The sequence below is a fragment of the Pseudomonas rhodesiae genome, from assembly GCF_013285305.1.
Taxonomy (GTDB): domain Bacteria; phylum Pseudomonadota; class Gammaproteobacteria; order Pseudomonadales; family Pseudomonadaceae; genus Aquipseudomonas; species Aquipseudomonas rhodesiae.
Map to the genome: position 1 here is coordinate 4,908,662 of NZ_CP054205.1, position 16,665 is coordinate 4,925,326.

Sequence of the window (16,665 nt, forward strand, 5' to 3'; positions counted from 1 at the left end):
TTCACCTTCACTCTTAAGCCGATGCTTAGCGAGTGGTTACTTCAGTAGCTGCGAAGAAGTACGAGATTTCGCGAGCGGCAGCGGCTTCGGAGTCCGAACCGTGTACAGCGTTGGCGTCGATGGATTCAGCGAAATCGGCACGGATGGTGCCGGCAGCGGCTTCTTTAGGGTTGGTAGCGCCCATCAGCTCACGGTTCAGAGCGATAGCGTTTTCGCCTTCCAGCACCTGAACGACAACAGGACCGGAGATCATGAAAGCAACCAGGTCACCGAAGAAACCACGCTCTTTGTGCTCAGCGTAAAAGCCTTCAGCTTCAGCTTTGGACAGTTGCTTGAGTTTCGAAGCTACCACCTTCAGGCCGGCTTTTTCGAAACGAGTGGTGATCTCGCCGATGACGTTTTTTGCAACAGCGTCAGGCTTGATGATGGAGAAAGTACGTTGAACAGCCATGGTGTAACTCCAGAAACGGTAATTTACGAAAAATTAAACCCGCGAATTATACGCGGGTTATTGGGTATTGCCTAACTGCGTAAAAAGGCGGTTCAGTCTGCTTCTTCGATCCACAGGCCTTGAATCGCCTCCAGAACCTTTTCGCCGCCCCGGTCCGGGACGTCGTCAAAGTCAGGCAGCTCCAATACCAAATTACGCAACTTGACGAAGTTGACCGTTAGAGGATTGACCTCAGGGTGAGCTTCAGCAAGTTGTATAGCGATTTCTTGTACATCAACCCATTTCAGGCTCATGACATTTCCTTGAATCAATGCGGCGCTTCGGCCGCATGGTTGAGCGAATATTTCGGGATTTCCACAGTGAGATCTTCAGTTCCCACTTTCGCCTGACAACTCAGGCGCGATGTCGGCTCAAGGCCCCACGCCCTGTCAAGAAAGTCTTCTTCCAGATCGTCGGCCTCGTTGAGGCTATCAAAACCTTTACGAATGATGCAGTGGCAGGTGGTACAGGCGTTCACGCCACCACAGGCACTTTCGATCTCGATATGGTGGTCATGGGCAACTTCAAGAAGGGACTTGCCGGTCTCAGCCTGCACGACCATGCCATCCGGGCAATGCTCGGCGTGCGGTAGAAAAGTGACCTGCGGCATCAGTTATTCCTCAATTTCATTCAGGTTGCGGCCCGCCAGCGCGGCTTTAACCGTCTGATCCATACGGCGGGCGGCAAAGGCATCGGTGACTTGCGACAGGCGCTTGGTCTGCTGTTCGATGGCATAACCATCGTTACCTTTCATCAGTTCGGCCAATTCCTGCATCTGCAAGTCAATGACCATGCGTTCTTCAGCGTCCAGCAGGCGCTCGCCATCGACATCCAGGGCGCCCTGCACCGCCTCAAGCAGACGCTGGGCGTCCACTTGCTGTTCGCGTAGCACCCGGGCGACCTTGTCGTCACTGGCGTGCTGGAACGAATCCTTGAGCATTTTGGCGATTTCGCCGTCGGTCAGGCCGTAGGACGGCTTGACCTGGATGCTGGCTTCAACACCCGAGCCCAGTTCGCGCGCGGCCACATTGAGCAATCCATCGGCGTCGACCTGGAACGTCACGCGAATCTTCGCCGCACCGGCAACCATCGCCGGAATGCCGCGCAGTTCGAAGCGCGCCAGGGAGCGGCAGTCACTGATCAGCTCGCGCTCGCCTTGCAGCACATGAATCATCATGGCCGTTTGGCCGTCTTTGTACGTGGTGAAATCTTGGGCACGGGCAACGGGGATGGTGGTGTTACGTGGAATCACCTTCTCCATCAGGCCGCCCATGGTTTCCAGACCCAGCGACAACGGAATCACGTCGAGTAACAGCAATTCGCCGCCATCGCGCTTGTTACCGGCCAAAGTATCGGCCTGGATGGCTGCACCGATGGCAACTACCTGATCCGGGTCGATTTCAGTCAACGGCTGACGACCAAACGCCTCAGCCACGGCCTCTCGCACGCGCGGCACACGGGTGGAGCCACCGACCATCACCACAGCCCCTACTTCTTCCAGCTCGATACCGGAGTCGCGCACGGCACGGCGGCATGCCTTGAGGCTGCGGGCAACCATCGGCTCGATCAGCGCATCGAAGGTCTCGCGAGTCAGTTGAGCCGACCAGTCGCCGTAGGAAACTTCAACGGACGCGGCGTCAGTCAACGCCTCTTTCGCCGCACAGGCAGTTTGTAGCAGGTTGCGCTGCGCGCCCGGATCGAGATCGGCGGACAAGCCCGCGCCGCTGATGATCCAACCCGCGATAGCGTGATCGAAGTCATCACCGCCCAGGGCACTATCGCCGCCGGTGGCCAGCACTTCGAACACACCGCCGGTCAGGCGCAGGATGGAGATATCAAAGGTGCCGCCACCCAGGTCATAAATGGCAACCAGGCCTTCGGCGTGCTGGTCCAGGCCATAGGCTACTGCGGCCGCAGTCGGCTCATTGAGCAAACGCAGCACATTCAGACCAGCGAGCTTCGCCGCGTCCTTGGTGGCTTGGCGCTGTGCGTCATCGAAGTACGCGGGCACGGTAATCACCGCGCCAACCAGCTCGCCACCCAGGGTGGTTTCCGCGCGCAAGCGCAGCACCTTGAGAATTTCCGCCGACACTTCCACCGGGCTTTTTGGGCCCTGGACGGTGTCGATAAACGGCATATGGGACTCGCCGCCAACAAAGCGATACGGCAGTTGATCGCCCAATTGCTTGACGTCGGATAGCCCACGGCCCATCAGGCGTTTAACAGACAGCACCGTGTTGAGCGGGTCGGCCGAGGCCGCGAGCCTGGCTGATTCGCCTACTTCGACGCTGTCAGCGTGGTAACGCACGGCGGACGGCAGGATCACCTGGCCATCGGCATCGGGCAATGGCTCAGCCAGGCCGCTGCGCAAGGCAGCGACCAGGGAATTGGTGGTGCCCAGGTCAATCCCCACCGCCAGGCGTCGCTGGTGCGGTTGTGGGCTTTGGCCGGGTTCGGCGATCTGCAGTAGAGCCATGGTAATCAGGTCTTATCTGTCTATCAGGCGTGCAACGGGGCAGCACTGGGTTAATCGTCGAGGCGCTCTTCTAGCTGGCGCACTTCGTAGGAGAGCTTGTCGAGAAACTGCATGCGCCGCATCAGGCGTTCGGCCTGTTCGCGTTGCGCTGCATCATCCCAACAGGCTGCGAAGCTTTCGTTGAGCTCATCCTGGGCCGTTTTCAGGCGTCGCTTGAAGACCGCGACGCCCGCCAGATCGGCGTCGTCCTGCAAGTCTTCCAGCTCCTCGCGCCACTGCATCTGCTGCATCAGGAAGTCGGGGTCATGCACGGTGACTTCCAACGGCAACTCGCCCCCGTTCATCGCGAGCAGGTAGCGTGCGCGTTTCGGCGGACTCTTGAGGGTCTGATAGGCTTCGTTGAGGCTGGCCGATTGCTCCAGCGCCAGGCGCTGCTCACGCTCGGAAGCGTCGGCAAAGCGGTCCGGATGCACCCCACGCGCCAACTCTCGGTAGCGCGTGGCAAGCTGCTCAAGATCGAGCCGAAAGCTCGGCTGCAAATCGAATAAAGCGAAATGACAAGGAGTGCCCACGAATAGCCTCAGATGTTGAAGCTTTCGCCGCAGCCACATTCACCGCGAACGTTGGGGTTGTTGAACTTGAAGCCTTCGTTCAACCCTTCCTTGACGAAATCGAGTTCGGTGCCGTCCAGGTAGGTCAGGCTTTTCGGATCGATGATCACTTTCTCGCCGTGACTCTCGAACACCTTATCTTCCGCCACTACCTCGTCGACAAACTCCAGCACGTAGGCAAGGCCGGAACAGCCTGTGGTGCGAACACCCAGACGAATCCCCTCACCTTTACCGCGCCCATCCAGGGAGCGTCGCACGTGCCGCGCAGCCGCTTCTGTCATGCTGATAGCCATCGTTGACTCCTTACTCGTCGCCAAATGCTTAGATCAAGCCTTTCTTCTGCTTGTAGTCGCGAACGGCGGCCTTGATGGCGTCTTCAGCGAGTACGGAGCAGTGGATTTTCACGGGCGGCAGGGCCAGCTCTTCAGCCAGCTGGGTGTTGCTGATGGTGACAGCTTCATCCAGGGTCTTGCCTTTCATCCATTCGGTCGCCAGGGAGCTGGAGGCGATGGCCGAACCGCAACCGTAGGTCTTGAACTTAGCGTCTTCAATCACGCCAGCGTCGTTGACCTTGATCTGCAGGCGCATCACATCGCCGCACGCGGGAGCGCCGACCATGCCGGTGCCGACATCCGGGTCTTGCGCGTCCATCTTGCCGACGTTGCGCGGGTTTTCGTAATGGTCGATGACCTTTTCACTGTAAGCCATGGTACTGAATCCTCACTCATCAGGGCCGCTCTGGAACCCTGCAGAAACGCCTGCGTTTTCCGCCACGTTCCTACAGAGCTGGGGTGGCGGCTTCTATAGTTAGTGTGCCGCCCACTCGATTTTGGAAATGTCGACACCGTCTTTGTACATGTCCCACAGCGGCGACAGGGTACGCAGTTTGTTGACCGCTTCGCAGACTTTCTGCGCGGCGTAATCGACTTCTTCTTCGGTGGTGAAACGGCCAAACGTAAAGCGGATCGAGCTGTGCGCCAGTTCATCGTTGCGGCCCAGGGCACGCAACACGTAGGACGGCTCAAGGGAAGCCGAGGTGCAGGCCGAACCGGAGGAAACCGCCAGATCCTTGAGCGCCATGATCAGCGACTCGCCTTCGACGTAGTTGAAGCTCAAATTCAGGTTATGCGGTACGCGGGCGGTCATGCTGCCGTTGATGTACAGCTCTTCAAGGTTCTCGACCTGTTTGAAGAAGCGATCGCTCAACGCCTTGATGCGCACGTTTTCGGCAGCCATGTCTTCCTTGGCTACACGGAATGCCTCACCCATGCCGACGATCTGGTGGGTCGCCAGGGTGCCCGAACGCATACCGCGCTCGTGACCGCCGCCGTGCATGGTGGCTTCGATGCGCACACGCGGCTTGCGGCTCACGTACAGCGCGCCAATGCCTTTGGGGCCGTAAGTCTTGTGCGCAGAGAACGACATCAGATCGACTTTCAGCTTCGACAGATCGATATCGACCTTGCCAGTGGACTGCGCCGCATCGACGTGCAGCAACACACCCTTGGAGCGGGTCAGCTCGCCGATCGCGGCGATGTCATTGATGGTGCCGATTTCGTTGTTAACGTGGATCACGGAAACCAGGATGGTGTCTTCACGCAGCGCGGCTTCGATCATGGCCGGAGTGACGATGCCGTCGGTGGTCGGCTCCAGATAAGTCACCTCGAAACCTTCACGCTCCAATTGGCGCATGGTGTCGAGGACAGCCTTGTGCTCAATCTTGGTGGTGATCAGGTGCTTGCCCTTGGTCGCGTAGAAATGCGCGGCACCCTTGATAGCCAGGTTGTCGGACTCGGTGGCACCGGAGGTCCAGACAATTTCACGCGGATCGGCACCGACCAGATCAGCAACCTGGCGACGAGCATTCTCAACCGCTTCCTCGGCTTTCCAGCCGAAAACGTGGGAACGGGAGGCCGGGTTGCCGAAGTTTCCGTCAACCAGCAGGCATTCGCTCATCTTTTGCGCGACACGCGGATCAACCGGGGTGGTCGCTGAGTAATCAAGGTAAATCGGCAATTTCATGGACTTTCTCCTAAATCAGGCTGGCTGGCGTGCCGTTAGCTCTGCGGCTGTCACTCGACGGCGGACGCTTCAATCTTGTCCAGACGCGGCGCCTTGGTGTTGCAACGGCGCTGGTCCTGACGCTGGGCTACTTCTTGCACCTCACGGCGAGTCACAAGATCAGCCAAGCTGATACCACTCAAAAACTCATGGATCTGCAGGCTCAAATCACACCACAAGTGATGTGTAAGGCAGGTATCGCCGGCATGGCAGTCACCCAACCCCTGGCATTTTGTGGCATCGACCGATTCGTTGACCGCATCGATCACCTGGGCTACCTGAATGCCCTGCATGTCGCGGGACAATTGATAGCCACCACCCGGCCCACGCACACTGGAGACCAGATTACTGCGGCGCAATTTGGCGAACAGTTGCTCAAGGTAGGACAGGGAAATGCCTTGACGCTCGGAAATATCGGCCAGGGACACCGGCCCAGTTTGCGCGTGCAAGGCCAAGTCGAGCATGGCAGTCACCGCGTATCGGCCTTTTGTAGTCAGTCTCATGGACAAGTACCAAGGTGTTTCAGAATGGGAGCAAGTATGCGATTCCCGAGTATTTAAGTCAACTATAAGACCTAGCACTTTAGTCAGGATTACCCGTAAAAAGGGCGCGCGAATCATAGCAGGATGGGGTTGGATCGAACAGCGAGAACAGGACCGACCAGGAATTCCGAGACCAATGGAGCCAAAAATCTGGGAGGGCTCGCCCCTCCCATGGGGTTTGGTGGCTTCAGCCGGCCTTCGTGACAGCTTCGTCCTTGATTTCGGCGAAGTCCTCTTCACGCAGCTCAGGCAGATCTTTCGCACAGTAAGTGCTACCCAGCTCCTTCAGTGCACCGCACATACCATCCAACTTTCCATCTACCGCTTGCAGATGGTCGAGCAACTGCCCGATGGCGCGAGCCACGGGGTCGGGCATGTCTTCGCTGACGCCATAGGCATCGAAACCGATTTTCTCGGCCATGGCCTTGCGCTTGGCCTCTTGCTCATCGCCGACTTCCGGCTTGACGATGATGCGCCCCGGAATGCCCACCACCGTGGCGCCAGGCGGAACCGCCTTGGTCACCACAGCATTGGAGCCCACCTTGGCACCAGCGCCGACCGTGAACGGACCAAGCACCTTGGCGCCCGCCCCGACCACCACACCATCGCCCAGCGTAGGGTGGCGCTTACCTTTATTCCAACTGGTACCGCCCAGGGTCACGCCTTGATAAAGCGTTACGTCGTCGCCGATCTCAGCGGTTTCACCAATAACGATGCCCATGCCGTGATCAATAAAGAAGCGCCGCCCCACCTTGGCACCCGGATGAATCTCAATCCCAGTCAGCCAGCGACCGAAATTCGACACCAGCCGCGCCAGCCATTTCCAGCCCATATTCCACAGTGCACCGGACAGACGATGGATCCAGATCGCGTGCATGCCCGGGTAGCAGGTCAGCACTTCAAAGGCGTTGCGCGCCGCCGGGTCACGGTGAAAAACACTCTGGATATCTTCTCGCAAACGCTCGAACATTTTTAATCCTTCCGTTTAAGGAGTTCGCCACGGGCCGCTTTCTGGGTTTCCGTGAGGATGCCACGCAATATATTCATTTCCGCCCGGCTGACCGAGCTGCGCCCGTACAGGCGGCGCAGGCGCGCCATCAAGTGCCGCGGTTTTTCAGGATCGAGGAATTCGATGGCCACCAGAGTATGTTCCAGATGCTCATAGAATCGCTCCAGCTCGTCCATGGTGGCCAACTCACCACTTTTAGTGGACGCCACTTCATCCTTCTCGACCTTGCTCGGCTGCCCTTCGGCGGCCAGCCAGGCCATGCGCACTTCATAACTCAACACCTGCACCGCCGCCCCCAGGTTCAGCGAACTGAACTCGGGATCTGACGGAATGTGCACATGAAAGTGACATCGCTGTAGCTCCTCGTTGGTCAGGCCGGAGTCTTCACGACCAAATACCAAGGCGATCTCAGCGCCGCCGGCCGCTTCCTCCACCACCTTGGTCCCGCACTCTCGCGGGTCCAGCAATGGCCACGGGATACGACGGTCGCGGGCACTGGTGCCCAGCACCAGGTTGCAGCCGACCAAGGCATCTTCCAAAGTGGCGACGACCTGGGCCTTTTCAAGGATGTCATTGGCGCCCGACGCGCGCGCGTCAGCCTCGTGGTGCGGGAACACACGCGGCTCGACCAGCACCAGGCGCGTCAGCCCCATGTTTTTCATGGCTCGCGCCACCCCACCGATATTGCCGGGATGACTGGTATTGACCAAGACGACACGAATGTTTTGCAGCAAGGGAGGCGCTCTCGGACACAGGAAAGGGGAGCAAATCTTACAGAACAGCCTAAGGTTATGCCATGAAAGCGAACGTCGTCCTTCACCTGAAGAAAGTTTCTGCTAGAATGCCCGGCTTTCTTTAACAACCTTAGGTGACACATCCATGCAGCCCATGCTGAATATCGCGCTGCGCGCCGCCCGCAGCGCCAGTGAATTGATCTTCCGCTCCATCGAGCGCCTGGATACCATCAAGGTCGACGAAAAAGACGCCAAGGATTATGTATCCGAGGTGGATCGCGCCGCCGAACAGAAAATCATCGACGCACTGCGCAAGGCCTACCCTACCCACGGCATACTCGGCGAAGAAACCGGTTTGCACAAAGGCAGCGGCGAAGGCGAAGACTACCTGTGGATCATCGACCCACTGGATGGCACCACCAACTTCCTGCGCGGTATCCCGCACTTTGCCGTGAGCATTGCCTGCAAATACCGTGGCCGTTTGGAACATGCGGTTGTACTCGACCCGGTTCGCCAGGAAGAATTCACCGCCAGCCGTGGCCGTGGCGCCCAGCTCAATGGCCGTCGCCTGCGCGTCAGCGGTCGCACCAGCCTGGACGGCGCTCTCCTGGGCACTGGCTTCCCATTCCGCGACGACCAGATGGATAACCTGGAAAACTACCTGGGCATGTTCCGCGCCCTGGTTGGCCAGACCGCCGGCATCCGCCGCGCCGGCGCCGCCAGCCTGGACCTGGCCTACGTTGCCGCCGGTCGTTTTGACGCTTTCTGGGAGTCGGGCCTGTCCGAGTGGGACATGGCCGCAGGCGCACTGCTGATTCAAGAAGCAGGCGGCCTGGTGAGCGACTTCACCGGCGGTCACGACTTCCTGGAAAAAGGCCATGTCGTTGCCGGTAACACCAAATGCTTCAAGGCAGTTCTGACGGCGATCCAGCCGCACCTGCCGGCCTCGCTGAAGCGTTAAGCGAGCGAGCACAAAAAAAGCACCCCTGGGGTGCTTTTTTTGTGCCTGTGCATTCCTGGTATTACTGTTGATTCTGACCCAGGATGAGACGACCTTCTTTATCGACCGGAATCTGGCCGCCTGGATCACGATCCATGCGCACCGAACCTTCCTTGCCATCCAAAGTGTACCGCACGTCATAGCCGACAACCTTGTCGCTGATGTCGTTGACGGTGTTACAACGGGTTTGCGTGGTGGTGTAGGTATCGCGGTTCTGCATACCTTCCTGCACCTTGTTGCCGGCATAACCACCACCGACCGCACCGGCCACGGTGGCCAGTTTCTTACCGTTGCCGCCGCCGATCTGGTTGCCCAGCAGGCCACCTGCGAGGGCGCCGACGACGGTACCGGCGATTTGATGCTGATCCTGCACCGGACGCTGCCGGGTCACGGTGACGTCCTTGCAGACCTCACGCGGGGTTTTGATCTGGGTCTTGACCGGCTGCACCGCCAGTACTTGCGCATACTCAGGGCCGCTTTTTACCAGGCTGTAGGTGGCGACAGCACCCCCGGCAGTTACACCGACAGCACCCAATACCGCACCAACCAGTAACGACTTGTTCACGTTGAACCTCCTGACCATCACAAACGGACCGAAAGGTCCGCGCTATACCCAGCCTTGGAGCAAAAAAAAAGGCACGAGTTCAATACTCGTGCCTTCTTTGTAACAACGATCAACTAGCGCCCATCAAGGACGATCGTCGACTTCCTTGTCGGTGATGGCCGGAGGAATCAGGTCTTCGCTGTTGAGGTTCAGCCAGATCAACACCACGTTGGCGATGTAGATCGACGAGTAGGTGCCCGCCAGAACGCCGATGAACAGCGCCAGGGAGAAGCCCCACAGGTTGTCGCCGCCGAAGATCATCAACGCCGCGATCGCCAGCAAGGTGGAGATCGACGTGGCCATGGTCCGCAGCAGGGTCTGGGTGGTGGAGATATTGATGTTCTCGATCAACGTCGCCTTGCGCAGTACACGGAAGTTCTCGCGGACCCGGTCGAATACCACGATGGTGTCGTTGAGCGAATAACCAATGATCGCCAGCACCGCCGCCAGCACCGTCAGGTCGAACGTGACCTGGAAGTAAGCCAGGATGCCTACGGTTACGATCACGTCATGGATCAGCGACACAATGGCGCCGACGCCGAATTTCCACTGAAAGCGGAACGCCAGGTAGATCATGATGCCGACCAGCGCCATCAGCATGCCGAGGCCGCCCTGGTCGCGCAGCTCTTCACCCACTTGCGGGCCCACGAACTCGACGCGCTTGACCGACGCCGGGTTATCGCCGCCGACCTTCTGCAAAGCCTCGGCCACCTGGTGACCCAGTTGCGGGTCTTCGCCAGGCATACGCACCAGCAGATCGGTGGTAGCGCCGAAGTTCTGCACCACGGCTTCGTGATAACCGGCCTTGACCAGTTCGTTGCGCACCAGGGTGACGTCGGCCGGCTTCTCGTAGGTCAGCTCGATGAGCGTACCGCCGGTGAAGTCCAGCCCGTAGTTCAGGCCCTTATGGAACCAGCTGAACAATGCCAGAACGGTAAGGAGCACTGTGGCGCCGAACGCAATGTTGCGAACGCCCATGAAGTTGATTGTACGTAACATGGCAGCCCCTTAAATCCACAACTTCTTGAAGTCACGTCCGCCAAAGATCAGGTTGACCATTGCGCGGGTCACCATGATGGCCGTGAACATCGAGGTAAAGATACCGAGGGACATGGTCACCGCAAAACCTTTGACCGGGCCGGTGCCCATGGCAAAGAGAATCCCGCCGACCAGCAATGTGGTCAGGTTGGAGTCGAGAATCGCGGTAAATGCCCGGCCGAAGCCTTCGTTGATTGCGCGCTGCACCGTCATGCCAGCGGCGATCTCTTCACGAATTCGCGAGAAGATCAGCACGTTGGCATCCACCGCCATACCCATGGTGAGTACGATACCGGCGATACCCGGCAGGGTCAGCGTTGCCCCCAGCAGCGACATCAAAGCCAGCAGCATCACCATGTTGCCCGCCAGGGCCACAGTGGCGATGACACCGAAGAAGCGGTAGATGGCGATGATGAACAGCGATACGAAAAGCATGCCCCACAAGGCTGCATCGATACCCTTGGTGATGTTGTCCGCACCCAGGCTCGGGCCAATGGTACGTTCTTCGGCGAAGTACATCGGCGCGGCCAGGCCACCGGCGCGCAGCAGCAGCGCCAGTTCGGACGATTCACCCTGGCCGTTCAGGCCGGTGATGCGGAATTGAGCACCCAGCGGCGACTGAATGGTCGCCAGACTGATGATCTTCTTCTCTTCCTTGAACGACTGCACCGGCACGTCTTTCTCGACGCCGTTGACCATTTGCTTGGTGTAGGTAGTGATTGGGCGTTGCTCGATGAAGATCACCGCCATACTGCGACCGACGTTGCTGCGCGTAGCGCGACTCATCAGTTCGCCGCCATGGCCATCCAGGCGGATATTCACTTCAGGAGTGCCGTGCTCGCCAAAACCGGCCTTGGCGTCGGTCACCTGATCACCGGTGATGATCAAGCCACGCTCGATCAGCGCCGGAGGACGGTTGCCTTCGCGGAACTCGAACTCTTCGGCAGTAGCACGGGTAGCGCCCGGCTCAGCCGCCAAACGGAATTCCAGGTTGGCGGTCTTGCCCAGGATACGCTTGGCTTCAGCAGTGTCCTGCACACCCGGCAGCTCAACCACGATACGGTTGGCGCCCTGGCGCTGCACGATCGGCTCGGCCACACCCAGTTCGTTGACGCGGTTACGCACCGTGGTCAAGTTCTGCTTGATGGAGTATTCGCGGATTTCCGCGATCTTGGCCGGGCTCATCGCCAGACGCAGTACAGGTTGACCATTCAGGTCGGCCGGTACGATGTCGAAATCGTTGAAGTTCTTACGGATCAGCGCACGGGCCTGTTCGCGGGACGCTTCGTCAGAGAAGCCCAGCTGGATGGCACCGTTGAGCTGCGGCAGGCTGCGATAACGCAGCTTTTCTTTACGCAGCAGGCTCTTCACGTCGCCTTCGTAGACCTTGAGGCGGGCGTCGAGGGCTTTGTCCATGTCGACTTCCAGCAGGAAGTGCACGCCACCGGACAAGTCCAGACCCAGCTTCATCGGGTGCGCGCCAATGCTGCGCAGCCATTGCGGGGTGGTTTGCGCCAGGTTCAAGGCGACCACATAGTCGTCACCCATGGCCTTGCGCACGACATCCTTGGCCGGCAATTGGTCTTCCTGCTTGGCCAGGCGCAACAAGCCGCCCTTCGCACCAGCCGCCAATGTTGCCGCCTTGACCTGGATACCCGCGTCGGTGAGCGCCTTGCTCGCGCGGTCCAGATCAGCCTGATTGACCTGCAGCGAAGTGCTGGCGCCAGTGATCTGGATCGCCGGGTCATCAGGATAGAGATTGGGAGCGGAATAAATAAAACCGATCGCCAGCACCGCCAGGATCAGTACGTATTTCCACAGAGGGTATTTGTTCAGCATCACGCCGCCCGCTTATAACGCGGGGCGCCTTGCGCGCCCCGTCGATTGGTAAAGGTTGTTACTTAGATCGCTTTGAGCGTGCCTTTAGGCAGCGTGGCGGCGATGGCGCCCTTCTGGAACTTCATTTCAACGGTGTCGGAGACTTCCAGCACCACGAAAGCATCGGAAACCTTGGTGATCTTGCCGGCGATACCGCCAGTGGTGACCACTTCGTCGCCTTTCTGCAGGCTGCTGAGCAGGTTCTTCTGCTCTTTGGCGCGCTTGGCCTGTGGACGCCAGATCATCAGGTAGAAGATGACCAGGAAGCCGACCAGGAAAATCCACTCGAAACCACCGCCCATAGGGCCCGCAGCGGCAGGCGCAGCGGCGTCGGCCATGGCGTTAGAGATAAAAAAGCTCATTTAGCACTCCAGTTGCAAATAGTGAATCTTAGGGTCGGGAAACTCAGTCCAAGGGCGGCACAGGGAGCCCGCGCTTGGCATAGAAGGCATCGACGAAGGCGGCCAATGTACCCTGTTGAATAGCCTCGCGCAAACCAGCCATCAGGACTTGGTAATGACGCAAATTGTGGATGGTATTCAACATGCTACCCAGCATTTCTCCGCACTTGTCCAGATGGTGCAGATAAGCACGGGAGAAGTTCTGGCAGGTGTAGCAATCACAGGTGGGATCCAGCGGCGAATCATCATGGCGATGGAACGCGTTACGGATCTTCAGCACGCCTGTATCGATGAACAGATGCCCATTGCGGGCATTACGGGTTGGCATCACGCAATCGAACATGTCCACACCGCGGCGCACACCCTCTACGAGATCTTCCGGTTTGCCAACGCCCATAAGGTAACGAGGTTTGTCAGCCGGCATCAGGCCCGGCAGATAATCCAGCACCTTGATCATCTCGTGCTTGGGCTCGCCCACCGACAGACCGCCGATGGCCAGGCCGTCGAAGCCGATCTTGTCGAGGCCTTCCAGCGAGCGCTTGCGCAGGCTTTCATGCATGCCGCCCTGGACGATACCGAACAACGCCGCAGTGTTATCGCCATGGGCGTTTTTCGAACGCTGGGCCCAACGCAGCGACAACTCCATGGACACCCGCGCGACGTCTTCGTCGGCCGGGTACGGCGTGCACTCGTCGAAAATCATCACGATGTCCGAACCCAGGTCACGCTGCACCTGCATCGATTCTTCCGGGCCCATGAACACTTTGGAACCATCCACCGGCGAGGCGAAGGTCACGCCCTCCTCCTTGATCTTGCGCATGGCGCCCAGGCTGAACACCTGGAAACCACCGGAGTCGGTGAGGATCGGGCCCTGCCACTTCATGAAGTCATGCAGGTCGCCATGCTTCTTGATCACTTCCGTGCCCGGGCGCAGCCACAGGTGGAAGGTGTTGCCGAGGATAATCTCGGCGCCGGTGGCGACGATATCGCGCGGCAGCATGCCCTTGACGGTGCCGTAGGTGCCGACAGGCATGAACGCCGGGGTCTCCACGGTGCCGCGCGGGAACGTCAGGCGACCGCGACGGGCCTTACCGTCGGTGGCCAGCAATTCAAACGACATACGACTCATAGTTGTTCCTCTGGGCCGCGCGGCGCCGGGTTACGGGTGATGAACATCGCATCACCGTAGCTGAAAAAACGGTATCCATTTTCGATGGCGGCTTGATAAGCGGCCATGGTCTCGGGATAACCGGCAAATGCCGACACCAGCATCAACAGCGTGGATTCCGGCAAATGGAAGTTGGTGACCAGGCAATCGACCACGTGGAACGGTCGGCCTGGGTAAATGAAGATATCGGTGTCGCCGCTAAACGGCTTGAGCACGCCGTCGCGCGCCGCGCTTTCCAGGGAGCGCACGCTAGTGGTACCCACCGCAATCACCCGCCCGCCGCGCGACTTGCACGCGTTGACCGCGTCCACCACATCCTGAGTAACCTCCAGCCATTCGCTGTGCATATGGTGGTCTTCGATGTTCTCCACACGCACCGGCTGAAACGTGCCGGCCCCCACGTGCAGGGTCACATAGGCGGTCTCGACGCCTTTGGCGGCAATCGCCTCCAGCAGCGGCTGGTCGAAATGCAGCCCGGCCGTAGGCGCGGCCACCGCACCCAGGCGCTGGGAATACACGGTCTGATAGCGTTCGCGGTCAGCGTCTTCATCCGGGCGGTCGATATAAGGAGGCAACGGCATATGGCCGACGCGCTCCAGCAACGGCAGGACTTCTTCGGCGAACTTCAGCTCGAACAGCGCATCATGACGCGCCACCATCTCGGCTTCGCCACCGCCATCGATAAGAAGGCTCGATCCCGGTTTCGGCGATTTGCTGGAGCGCACATGGGCCAGCACGCGATGGCTGTCCAGCACCCGCTCCACCAGAATTTCCAGCTTGCCGCCGGAGGCTTTCTGGCCAAACAGCCGCGCCGGAATCACCCGGGTATTGTTGAACACCATCAGATCGCCTGGGCGTAAATGCTCAAGCAAATCAGTGAATTGACGGTGTGCGAGGGCACCGCTTGGCCCGTCCAGGGTCAGCAGTCGACTGGCGTGACGCTCGGCCAAAGGGTGGCGAGCGATCAGCGAATCAGGGAGCTCAAAAGTAAAGTCAGCAACGCGCATGATGGGGTTCGTCTAGCAGGGCCGGGAAGTCTAGCGGAAATAGTCAAAATTGACCATGAAACGTGATTGACCAACGGTAATCACCTCTCTATACTTCGCCGCCATTGAGCCCTGATGGCGGAATTGGTAGACGCGGCGGATTCAAAATCCGTTTTCGAAAGGAGTGGGAGTTCGAGTCTCCCTCGGGGCACCATCTTAAAAAAAGACCTTGAAATTCAAGGTCTTTTTTTTCGCCTGTCGAAAAGTGGGCACTCTGCTGATTTATTGCTCAGCGCCTCTTTCAGCTGAAACACAGTTCACTGTGGGAGCCAGGTTTGAAGCGGCATAGGGAAAAGTCGTAGTCGGCCCCCGATTACACACCCGGCCGCCCTGGCCGGGCGGCCGGTAACCTTACTTGAACAGCGCAATCACCACGCACACCAGTGTGATCGCCAGTGCCGGCCATTGCATGGGCAAGAAAAAGAAATGGTGGCGCACGCCATCTTCATGCACTTCCCTATTCAGCACAAAACCCAGCACCGTGTTGATGGCCGAGCCGATCCCCACGCCCATCAGCAGTTGCGTCAACGAGGTGTTGCCCGGCTTGACGCTGGGGTCGGGCCACAACACCATCAGCAACAAAATCATGGCCACCGGTGTGAACAGCGTCAGCCAGCCTGCGCCGCGATAGATCATCGTTTAATCCCTTTATGCACAATCAACGATTACGCGAGCGGTTCACGCCAGCTCGCGCGTTTGGGTTTGAGCCGTGAGCACTGTGTCCAGCGTATGCAGAAACAGGTCGTGGCTCAGGATGCCGGTGGCGATGGTCGACAGGACCGGTTGGCCGCTGTCGTCTTTGATCACCACTTTTTCGCTCCAGGCGTTGAGGTCGACGCTGCGCAATGACGACATCGGCACCTTACGGCCCTGGTATTCCAGGCACTGAGCGCTCACCAGGATGGGCGCCGTGGTGATTTTGAGGAAATTACCGCTCATGCGCTTGCCCCACACTTGGCCGGAGCTGATGCAATTGAACGTCACCGCCCCGCCCGACTCCAGCACACTGAGCACTTCCGGCATGCGCGCGCGGACGTGCAGTTCGCGCACCAATTGCTGGAATTTTTGAAAACCCTTAAGGCTTTCAATCACGCGATGAAACGGCTCGGCGGCCGTGCGACGGTAGGCCAGGTTGGTGATCAAGCCTGTCATCACCGTTTGCCCGGAGCTGAACAGATACAAGTCCTGGATCTCGATAAACGGGGTGTAATCGCGCTGGCCTTGGTTGATGCGTGCGATGCCATGCTCGTACACATCGTAAGCGGTACTGCGCAATTTCTTATGCCAAGCGTAAAGGCCGAATACACACAGCCCAAGAATGGCCAGAAAGCCACTGGTGAGATTGATCAGCGACTGCCCGCTGCTGAAGTTAATCGTCATGCCCCGGGACGTTGTGACACCGATAGGCCCTTCATTACCCGGCGGCAGGATCGTACCCAGATACAGCACAAATCCCGCGAGCGCCAACAGCGCAACGCCGAGTATCAGGCTGAAAATGAGAAAACCTTTGCCATGGCGAAAGCTCGCGATCAGATCGCCAGTGGCGGATGAATCAGGTGTGGAGGATGGCTGCATAAGTACTTGCGTCCCTGTAAGTGAGTCAAACG

At 58.8% G+C, this 16,665-nt stretch carries 20 protein-coding genes and 1 tRNA gene; 2 read left to right on the plus strand and 19 right to left on the minus strand.

All coding sequences use genetic code 11. The features are described from left to right. Positions 1–25 precede the first annotated feature (25 nt). The 11 genes from ndk to trmJ form a co-directional block, all read right to left on the minus strand. A complete protein-coding gene (ndk, locus tag HRH33_RS22190; protein ID WP_034100426.1) occupies positions 26–451 on the minus strand; it encodes a nucleoside-diphosphate kinase in 426 nt (141 codons plus the stop codon). A gap of 92 nt (positions 452–543) precedes the next feature. Further along, positions 544–744: a Fe-S cluster assembly protein IscX gene (gene iscX / locus HRH33_RS22195; RefSeq protein ID WP_034100428.1), complete on the minus strand. Its 201-nt coding sequence runs from the start codon at positions 742–744 to the stop codon at positions 544–546. Positions 745–758: 14 nt separating this feature from the next. Next, on the minus strand, positions 759–1,100 hold the full coding sequence (gene fdx, locus HRH33_RS22200; protein WP_167416620.1) for an ISC system 2Fe-2S type ferredoxin: 342 nt from the start codon (positions 1,098–1,100) through the stop codon (positions 759–761). 3 nt (positions 1,101–1,103) lie between these two features. Further along, a complete protein-coding gene (hscA, locus tag HRH33_RS22205; protein ID WP_167416619.1) occupies positions 1,104–2,966 on the minus strand; it encodes a Fe-S protein assembly chaperone HscA in 1,863 nt (620 codons plus the stop codon). A gap of 50 nt (positions 2,967–3,016) precedes the next feature. Next, the gene (hscB, locus tag HRH33_RS22210) at positions 3,017–3,538 is read right to left on the minus strand and encodes a co-chaperone HscB (protein ID WP_167416618.1); all 522 of its coding nucleotides are present in this window, start codon (positions 3,536–3,538) and stop codon (positions 3,017–3,019) included. An 8-nt stretch (positions 3,539–3,546) separates the two neighbouring features. Continuing rightward, positions 3,547–3,870, minus strand: a complete 324-nt coding sequence (gene iscA / locus HRH33_RS22215; RefSeq protein ID WP_034139234.1) for an iron-sulfur cluster assembly protein IscA — start codon at positions 3,868–3,870, stop codon at positions 3,547–3,549. Positions 3,871–3,898: 28 nt separating this feature from the next. Further along, positions 3,899–4,285: a Fe-S cluster assembly scaffold IscU gene (gene iscU / locus HRH33_RS22220; RefSeq protein WP_034100437.1), complete on the minus strand. Its 387-nt coding sequence runs from the start codon at positions 4,283–4,285 to the stop codon at positions 3,899–3,901. A 99-nt stretch (positions 4,286–4,384) separates the two neighbouring features. Next, positions 4,385–5,599, minus strand: coding sequence for an IscS subfamily cysteine desulfurase (locus tag HRH33_RS22225; protein WP_034100439.1), 1,215 nt, complete (start codon positions 5,597–5,599; stop codon positions 4,385–4,387). Between the two features lie 50 nt (positions 5,600–5,649). Continuing rightward, a complete protein-coding gene (gene iscR, locus HRH33_RS22230; protein WP_003194020.1) occupies positions 5,650–6,141 on the minus strand; it encodes a Fe-S cluster assembly transcriptional regulator IscR in 492 nt (163 codons plus the stop codon). Positions 6,142–6,367: 226 nt separating this feature from the next. Continuing rightward, positions 6,368–7,150 carry a serine O-acetyltransferase gene (gene cysE / locus HRH33_RS22235; RefSeq protein ID WP_034100442.1) on the minus strand — a complete coding sequence of 261 codons (783 nt, stop codon included), beginning with the start codon at positions 7,148–7,150 and terminating at the stop codon, positions 6,368–6,370. A gap of 2 nt (positions 7,151–7,152) precedes the next feature. Beyond that, entirely contained in the window at positions 7,153–7,923 is a 771-nt protein-coding gene (gene trmJ, locus HRH33_RS22240; RefSeq protein ID WP_034100444.1) for a tRNA (cytosine(32)/uridine(32)-2'-O)-methyltransferase TrmJ, read from the minus strand. Between the two features lie 145 nt (positions 7,924–8,068). Here trmJ and suhB point away from each other — a divergent pair, with 145 nt between their 5' ends. After that, on the plus strand, positions 8,069–8,884 hold the full coding sequence (suhB, locus tag HRH33_RS22245) for a type III secretion system regulator SuhB (protein ID WP_003175971.1): 816 nt from the start codon (positions 8,069–8,071) through the stop codon (positions 8,882–8,884). Between the two features lie 61 nt (positions 8,885–8,945). Here the strand turns inward: suhB and HRH33_RS22250 are convergent, their stop codons facing one another. The 6 genes from HRH33_RS22250 to queA all read right to left on the minus strand — a co-directional run bounded on the left by HRH33_RS22250 (position 8,946) and on the right by queA (position 15,019). Beyond that, on the minus strand, positions 8,946–9,488 hold the full coding sequence (locus HRH33_RS22250; protein ID WP_017530025.1) for a glycine zipper 2TM domain-containing protein: 543 nt from the start codon (positions 9,486–9,488) through the stop codon (positions 8,946–8,948). 123 nt (positions 9,489–9,611) lie between these two features. Beyond that, on the minus strand, positions 9,612–10,526 hold the full coding sequence (gene secF / locus HRH33_RS22255; RefSeq protein WP_034115036.1) for a protein translocase subunit SecF: 915 nt from the start codon (positions 10,524–10,526) through the stop codon (positions 9,612–9,614). 9 nt (positions 10,527–10,535) lie between these two features. Then, the gene (gene secD, locus HRH33_RS22260; RefSeq protein WP_034139236.1) at positions 10,536–12,404 is read right to left on the minus strand and encodes a protein translocase subunit SecD; all 1,869 of its coding nucleotides are present in this window, start codon (positions 12,402–12,404) and stop codon (positions 10,536–10,538) included. Positions 12,405–12,466: 62 nt separating this feature from the next. Further along, on the minus strand, positions 12,467–12,805 hold the full coding sequence (gene yajC / locus HRH33_RS22265; protein WP_010565221.1) for a preprotein translocase subunit YajC: 339 nt from the start codon (positions 12,803–12,805) through the stop codon (positions 12,467–12,469). Positions 12,806–12,848: 43 nt separating this feature from the next. Beyond that, a complete protein-coding gene (tgt, locus tag HRH33_RS22270; protein WP_010565220.1) occupies positions 12,849–13,964 on the minus strand; it encodes a tRNA guanosine(34) transglycosylase Tgt in 1,116 nt (371 codons plus the stop codon). Between the two features lie 5 nt (positions 13,965–13,969). Further along, positions 13,970–15,019, minus strand: coding sequence for a tRNA preQ1(34) S-adenosylmethionine ribosyltransferase-isomerase QueA (queA, locus tag HRH33_RS22275; RefSeq protein WP_034100452.1), 1,050 nt, complete (start codon positions 15,017–15,019; stop codon positions 13,970–13,972). A gap of 108 nt (positions 15,020–15,127) precedes the next feature. Between queA and HRH33_RS22280 the strand changes: the two genes are divergently transcribed. Continuing rightward, positions 15,128–15,212, plus strand: a tRNA-Leu gene (locus HRH33_RS22280). Positions 15,213–15,409: 197 nt separating this feature from the next. On the opposite strand, the gene HRH33_RS22285 is transcribed toward HRH33_RS22280, so the two are convergent. Then, on the minus strand, positions 15,410–15,694 hold the full coding sequence (locus HRH33_RS22285; RefSeq protein ID WP_034115041.1) for a hypothetical protein: 285 nt from the start codon (positions 15,692–15,694) through the stop codon (positions 15,410–15,412). A gap of 42 nt (positions 15,695–15,736) precedes the next feature. After that, positions 15,737–16,633 (minus strand): hypothetical protein, encoded by an 897-nt coding sequence (locus HRH33_RS22290; RefSeq protein ID WP_167416617.1) that lies wholly within the window; start codon positions 16,631–16,633, stop codon positions 15,737–15,739. Between the last annotated feature and the right edge of the window lie 32 nt (positions 16,634–16,665).

What these genes read in the sequence shown, in the direction of transcription:
- iscR (WP_003194020.1), bottom strand. Translation starts at nt 6,141, where the DNA reads ATGAGACTGACTACAAAAGGCCGATACGCGGTGACTGCCATGCTCGAC.
- queA (WP_034100452.1), bottom strand. Translation starts at nt 15,019, where the DNA reads ATGCGCGTTGCTGACTTTACTTTTGAGCTCCCTGATTCGCTGATCGCT.
- secD (WP_034139236.1), bottom strand. Translation starts at nt 12,404, where the DNA reads ATGCTGAACAAATACCCTCTGTGGAAATACGTACTGATCCTGGCGGTG.
- iscX (WP_034100428.1), bottom strand. Translation starts at nt 744, where the DNA reads ATGAGCCTGAAATGGGTTGATGTACAAGAAATCGCTATACAACTTGCT.
- yajC (WP_010565221.1), bottom strand. Translation starts at nt 12,805, where the DNA reads ATGAGCTTTTTTATCTCTAACGCCATGGCCGACGCCGCTGCGCCTGCC.
- iscU (WP_034100437.1), bottom strand. Translation starts at nt 4,285, where the DNA reads ATGGCTTACAGTGAAAAGGTCATCGACCATTACGAAAACCCGCGCAAC.
- secF (WP_034115036.1), bottom strand. Translation starts at nt 10,526, where the DNA reads ATGTTACGTACAATCAACTTCATGGGCGTTCGCAACATTGCGTTCGGC.
- ndk (WP_034100426.1), bottom strand. Translation starts at nt 451, where the DNA reads ATGGCTGTTCAACGTACTTTCTCCATCATCAAGCCTGACGCTGTTGCA.
- hscA (WP_167416619.1), bottom strand. Translation starts at nt 2,966, where the DNA reads ATGGCTCTACTGCAGATCGCCGAACCCGGCCAAAGCCCACAACCGCAC.
- iscA (WP_034139234.1), bottom strand. Translation starts at nt 3,870, where the DNA reads ATGGCTATCAGCATGACAGAAGCGGCTGCGCGGCACGTGCGACGCTCC.
- suhB (WP_003175971.1), top strand. Translation starts at nt 8,069, where the DNA reads ATGCAGCCCATGCTGAATATCGCGCTGCGCGCCGCCCGCAGCGCCAGT.
- HRH33_RS22290 (WP_167416617.1), bottom strand. Translation starts at nt 16,633, where the DNA reads ATGCAGCCATCCTCCACACCTGATTCATCCGCCACTGGCGATCTGATC.
- fdx (WP_167416620.1), bottom strand. Translation starts at nt 1,100, where the DNA reads ATGCCGCAGGTCACTTTTCTACCGCACGCCGAGCATTGCCCGGATGGC.
- cysE (WP_034100442.1), bottom strand. Translation starts at nt 7,150, where the DNA reads ATGTTCGAGCGTTTGCGAGAAGATATCCAGAGTGTTTTTCACCGTGAC.
- tgt (WP_010565220.1), bottom strand. Translation starts at nt 13,964, where the DNA reads ATGTCGTTTGAATTGCTGGCCACCGACGGTAAGGCCCGTCGCGGTCGC.
- HRH33_RS22225 (WP_034100439.1), bottom strand. Translation starts at nt 5,599, where the DNA reads ATGAAATTGCCGATTTACCTTGATTACTCAGCGACCACCCCGGTTGAT.
- HRH33_RS22285 (WP_034115041.1), bottom strand. Translation starts at nt 15,694, where the DNA reads ATGATCTATCGCGGCGCAGGCTGGCTGACGCTGTTCACACCGGTGGCC.